3 protein-coding genes, 1 other RNA gene and 2 pseudogenes are annotated in these 5,507 nt (G+C 63.9%); 3 read left to right on the top strand and 3 right to left on the bottom strand.

Going from position 1 to position 5,507, the window contains the following annotated elements:
• Positions 1-330: 330 nt before the first annotated feature.
• From efp to ffs, 3 genes and pseudogenes are all read right to left on the bottom strand, one after another.
• The gene (efp, locus tag BAY1663_RS21940) at positions 331-897 is read right to left on the bottom strand and encodes an elongation factor P (RefSeq protein WP_037045080.1); all 567 of its coding nucleotides are present in this window, start codon (positions 895-897) and stop codon (positions 331-333) included.
• A 45-nt stretch (positions 898-942) separates the two neighbouring features.
• Positions 943-2,080 (bottom strand): annotated as a pseudogene (gene earP, locus BAY1663_RS21935) (elongation factor P maturation arginine rhamnosyltransferase EarP).
• A gap of 208 nt (positions 2,081-2,288) precedes the next feature.
• Positions 2,289-2,385, bottom strand: an RNA gene (ffs, locus tag BAY1663_RS24255) — signal recognition particle sRNA small type.
• A gap of 340 nt (positions 2,386-2,725) precedes the next feature.
• On the opposite strand from ffs, the gene BAY1663_RS21930 reads away from it, so the two are divergent.
• The 3 genes and pseudogenes from BAY1663_RS21930 to BAY1663_RS21920 all read left to right on the top strand — a co-directional run bounded on the left by BAY1663_RS21930 (position 2,726) and on the right by BAY1663_RS21920 (position 5,365).
• Positions 2,726-3,712: an NAD(P)/FAD-dependent oxidoreductase gene (locus BAY1663_RS21930; RefSeq protein ID WP_037045081.1), complete on the top strand. Its 987-nt coding sequence runs from the start codon at positions 2,726-2,728 to the stop codon at positions 3,710-3,712.
• A gap of 114 nt (positions 3,713-3,826) precedes the next feature.
• A pseudogene (locus tag BAY1663_RS21925) lies at positions 3,827-4,638 on the top strand (motility protein A).
• 1 nt (position 4,639) lies between these two features.
• A complete protein-coding gene (locus BAY1663_RS21920) occupies positions 4,640-5,365 on the top strand; it encodes an OmpA family protein (protein ID WP_037045079.1) in 726 nt (241 codons plus the stop codon).
• The last annotated feature ends 142 nt before the right edge of the window (positions 5,366-5,507 follow it).

The following is a 5,507-nucleotide window of genomic DNA, read 5'->3' as shown; positions in this document are numbered from 1 at the left end:
TGGTCGGGCCTCCCACAAAAGCAGCGAGCCCCACCAAACCTGTGGGAGGCGCGACCTCGCGACGATAGCAGGCCGCGAGGCCTGCCTCAAAAGCCAAAAGCATCGCCCCGTGGTCGAGGCACCCACAAAAGCAGCGAGCCCCGCACAGTCCCCTGTGGGAGGCGCGCCCCCGCGGCGATTGCAGGCCGTAGGGCCTGCTACCGGCAAACCGTTACCGAGTGACTGAAGCGCCCCGGCAGCGGTGCTGGATTAGCGGCGAAGCATGAGCACCCACCAAAGAAAAGCCCGGCATTAGGCCGGGCTTTTCTTTGTCAGTCTGCGAAACGGCTATCAGGCCTTGACGCGGGACTTGTACTCGCCGGTGCGGGTGTCGATCTCGATCGAGTCGCCAATTTCGCAGAAGGCGGAAACCTGCAGTTCGGCGCCGTTCTTCAGGCGGGCGGTCTTCATGACCTTGCCGGAAGTATCGCCACGCACGGACGGCTCGGTGTAGACGATTTCACGAACGATGGTGGTCGGCAGTTCGACCGAGATCACCTTGTCGTTGTAGAACACGGCTTCGCAGACGTCGGTCATGCCGTCCTCGATGAAGGTCATCACGCCTTCGAGGTCGCCCTTCTCGATTTCGTACTGGTTGAACTCGTCGTCCATGAAGACGTACAGCGGGTCGGCGAAGTAGGAGTAGGTCACTTCCTTGCGCTCGAGAATTACCGGCTCCAGCTTGTCGTCGGCCTTGTACACGGTCTCGGTAGCGGAACCGTTGAGAAGGTTCTTCAGCTTCATCTTGACCACGGCACTGTTGCGGCCGGACTTGTTGAACTCGGCTTTCTGGATGACCCAGGGTGCGCCGTTGATGATGGCCACCTGGCCGGCACGGAACTCTTGTGCGGTTTTCATACGAATATCCGAAATGGAATGTGAGACAAAAAAACAGGCCGCGTATCATAGCCAATCTGTGTAAAAAAACACCAGCTTTCCGGCCAGATCGCCATTGGCGACCTGCCTGTGCGTCCAGGCTTCGGCATGCTCGAGCAATGCCGGATATTGGCCCAGCAAGGCCCTCCAGGCCTCACCCGCCCCCTCCCCCGCATTCCAGGCGCGCCAGAAATCGCGCAGCGCGGTATTGCCCGCAGGCGCCAGGTCGTGGTATAGAGGTCGAGGAAAGCATCGAGCTTGTCCCAGTGGGCGTCGTCTTCCTGAGGATAGATATGCCACACGAGCGGCCGCCCGGCCCACTGCGCACGGATGAAGGACTCCTCGCCACGTACGGCGTTGAAGTCGCAGCTCCATAACAGCAGGTCGTATTCGTCCTGGGTCATGAACGGCACGACCACCACCTGCAGGCTGCCGCGCTGATGATGGTCACCCACTCGCAGCGCCGGCACGTCCAACCAGGCGGCGACATCACCCAGCACCCGCCCCTCCGGCACCAGCAACTGGTTGGCACGGGCATCGTCCGCCAGGGCATTCAGCCAACCGGCCACCGCCGGATTCTCGTAGGCGAACAGCGAGAGCAGGCGCGCGCCGGGCTGACGCACCACGCCAAGCGTGGCGAGAAAATCCGCCTGGTGCGCGGCATCGCCCTGGTAAGCCGCGCGGCGCAGCAACAGATCGGCTTCGCGGATGAGGCCGCCGGTTTGCGCCTCGAAGCCGGGGAAGAAGAAATACTTCTGCAAGCCATTGGCCTGCAGCGAGGGCAAGGCATGGCAGCCGACGATCCAGTCCTCGGCGCTGAGGTATTCGAGGTTGAGCCAGAGAATGCGCCGCCCGCTCGCGGCCATGGCATTTATATAAGGCCGTGGCAGTTCGCAGGCGAACGCTCGATGACCACGTCGGCAGGCTCCGCGCCAGGCCACTCCCTGGGCCAGCGCCGCACCTCCACCCCCTGATGCATCTGCTGCTCGGCATTGGCGCTGGCGGCAGGACAAAGCCGGGCAAAGGTCTCCAGGTCGTCCACCCACAGCCGTACCCGTTGCCCATGCTCGGCCACCAGCTGGCGCGCCAGACGCCAGGTCACGCCGATGTCGCCGAAGTTGTCCACGACGGCGCAGAAAATGTCCCAGCTTGCTTTGACAGACAAAACCCATGCTCCTTGAACGAGGTATCCCGGCCATTGCTGGCCGCGGGAATGCTTGCGCAGGATACAGGTTACCGGCCGGCCTTTTGGTATGCGGTCGCCGCAGACATGCCGTGGCAGGCACATGTATTCGCCGGAGCCCCGTCGGGAACCCGTGCGGCCGGAAACGAAGATAAAGGAGAGAAAAACAGAAGGTCGTTATGGAGGTGAACCCTACCAGCCACACCCCGGCACACAATGTCACCGCTGCGGCTGCTCCCTTCCGGGCCTGACCGGGTTCACGGCTGATCGTTGCGGGGGGACCGGCAGGGCCCACCATAACAAACCCGCCTGGTGGCGAGCGGCGCCATTGTACCGGCTTATCAGCAACTTACAACCATCGGTTGAGAACACGCTCGTGCTCGAAAAGCGGCAAGATGATTGCAGTGTATTTGCTGGGCGGGCACAAGGTTGACCGCCGACTACCGCCGGTCAGCAATATCGGCATCCGGGCACCCATTCGCCACATTGCGTCGAATCGGCCTAGCCAAAGCCAGCAGTCTGTTCGAGGATGAAAGTAGATCGATAGCATCGAACGCTTGTCATGAAATTATGCTGCGCGACGCCGAACGGCCTGCGCAGTCGATGGCACCAGCATACGAGGTAATCATGAGCAAGGCTCCAATCGCCATCATCGGTACCGGTATCGCCGGGCTTTGCGCGGCCCGAACCCTCCATGACGCCGGACAGCCCGTGCATCTGTTCGACAAGAGTCGCGGCAGTGGCGGCCGCATGGCCAGCAAGCGCAGCGAGGCCGGCTCGCTCGACATGGGCACGCAATATTTCACCACCCGCGACCGCCGCTTTACCGAGGTCGTACGCCAGTGGCAGGCCGAAGGCTGGGCCGAACAATGGTCGCCCAACCTGTTCCAGGCCCGCGACGGCCAGCTGTCTCCCTCCGCCGACGAACAGGTGCGCTGGGTCGGCACCCCGACCATGGGGGCGATCGCCCATGGCTTGCTCGGCGAGCTGCCGGTCACCTTCAGTTGCCGCATCACCGAGGTTTTCCGGGGCGAAGAATACTGGACCCTGGTCGATGCCAGCGGGGCCAGCCACGGACCGTTCAGCCAGGTGATCATCGCCGTTCCCGCGCCGCAGGCCGCGGCACTGCTGGCCACCGCCCCCAAGCTGGCCGCCGTGGCCGCCAGCGTGGCGATGGAACCGACCTGGGCGGTCGCCCTGGGCTTCGCCACGCCGCTGAGCACCACGCTGGAAGCCTGTTTCGTGCAGGACGATGCGCTGGACTGGATCGCCCGCGACCGCAGCAAGCCAGGACGCGACGGTGTCCTCGACAGCTGGGTATTGCACGCCACCAGCAGTTGGAGCCGCCAGCATCTGGATCTTTCCAAGGAAGCCGTCTCCGAACACCTGCATGGCGCCTTCGCCGAGCTGATCGACTGCGTGGTCCCGGCACCGGAATTCACCCTGGCGCATCGCTGGCTGTATGCCCGGCCAACCCAGGCGCACGAATGGAGCGCCCTGGCCGACGCGCGGCTGGGCCTGTACGCATGTGGCGACTGGTGCCTGTCCGGTCGCGTGGAAGGCGCCTGGCTCAGCGGCCAGGAAGCCGCACGCAAGCTGCTGGAGAATCTCTGAGCGAGGGCGGCGGGCAGCACGCCCGCTTCGGGTCTTCCCGTCGATGGCTGCCGGGCGCGATAGCCAGGTGCTATCATCGCGCGCTTCCAAGCATCGCCATGAAACGGAGTTTCGATGAATCCTTCAACCCTGATCGGCATTATCGCGAGCATCGGGCTGTTGACCGTCGTGATGCTGTTCGCCGCGGAAGATCCATCACTGTTCATCGACCTGCCCAGCCTCGGCATCGTCCTGGTCGGCACCCTGGCCGCGACGTTCATCAGCTACCCGCTGCGGGAGGTCATGCGGGTGTTCGGGCTGATCTGGACCGTGCTACGCAACGAGCGGCTGTACACCCGCCAGGACCTCGAAGAACTGGTGCAGATTTCCCGGCTGTGGATCAGCGGCGACCTTCAGGCGGTCGAGCGCGCAGTGGAAAAGGTCAGCAATCCGTTCCTGCGCACCGGGGTGCAATTGGTGATCGACAACACCCCGGAAGAGGACATCCTCGACCTGCTGCAATGGCGCATCGCCCGGCTGCGCGCGCGGGAGAACGCCGAAGCGCAACTGTTCCGCGCCATGGCCAGCTATGCCCCGGCGTTCGGCATGATCGGCACCCTGGTCGGCTGATCAACCTGATGTTCATGCTCGGCAGCGGTGACATGGAGCTGATCGGCCGTAGCCTCGCCGTGGCCCTGATGACCACTTTCTACGGCGTGCTGCTGGCCAACCTGATCCTCAAGCCCGTGGCGGTGAAACTCGAGCGCCGCACCGAACAGCGCGTCGCGCTGATGAATCTGGTGATGCAGGGCATCTCGATGATGTGCAACCGCCGCAGTCCGGCGTACATGCGCGAGACGCTGAAGTCCTTCATCGCCCACCACGATGACGAGATCCGCGACGGCAGCAACGGCGCCGCGCAGCGCATCAAGCCGCAGGACGCCTGAGATGAACGGCCAGGCGTCGCAGGGCGGCCACTTCGCCAAGTGGCATATCGAACCGCGCCAGGAAGAGGAACAGGAAGCCTGGCTGCTGACCTATCTCGACATGCTCACCCTGCTGCTGGTGATGCTGGTGGTCATGCTCGCCCTGGCCGGCAAGGGCGACGGCCAGAGCAACCAGACCGCCGCCACCGACAGCAGCGTCCAGACCTTCGGCGACATTTCACTGGAACCGGCGACACCGGCCCAGCCGATCCCGCCGATCGTCGCCGAGGCAGCGATGAATACGCCGGCCGAAGCGGATACGCACGATACGCCGACGATGGACCTGGGAAAGGATATCGAGGTGATCGTCAACGATGGCAGCATCAGCTTTCGTATCAGCAGCGAGATTCTCTTCGGCTCTGGCCAGGCCGAGCTGGAAAATGCCGGCCTGGACGTGATCGACCGCCTGATTCCAACCCTGGCGGCGAACCATTACCGGATCCTCGTCGAGGGCCACACCGACAACCTGCCGATCCAGACCGAGCGTTTCCCATCCAACTGGGAGCTCTCGGCCAGCCGCGCCAGCAGCGTGGTGCGCTACCTGCAGCTCGCCGGCATCGACGCGACGCGCATGAGCGCCACCGGCTACGCCGACACCCGGCCGCTCGGCGACAATGCCAGCGACCAGGGCCGTGCCAGCAACCGTCGCGTCGAGTTGATCATGCAAACCCAACCGGACAAGCCGTAAGCGGAAGCTTGAAGCCAAAAGCATCGCCCCGGGGTCGGGCCTCCCACGAAAAGCACTTGGCGACACCGAACCCGTGGGAGGCGCGACCTCGCGGCGATTGCTGGCCGCAGGCCTACCAGAAGAGCCAAAAGCATCGCCCCGA

It is taken from the genome of Pseudomonas sp. BAY1663 (assembly GCF_000582595.1).
Classification (GTDB): domain Bacteria; phylum Pseudomonadota; class Gammaproteobacteria; order Pseudomonadales; family Pseudomonadaceae; genus Stutzerimonas; species Stutzerimonas stutzeri_AF.
The sequence above is the reverse complement of the archived record's forward strand: the minus strand, read 5'-3'. Positions and strand labels throughout refer to the sequence as shown.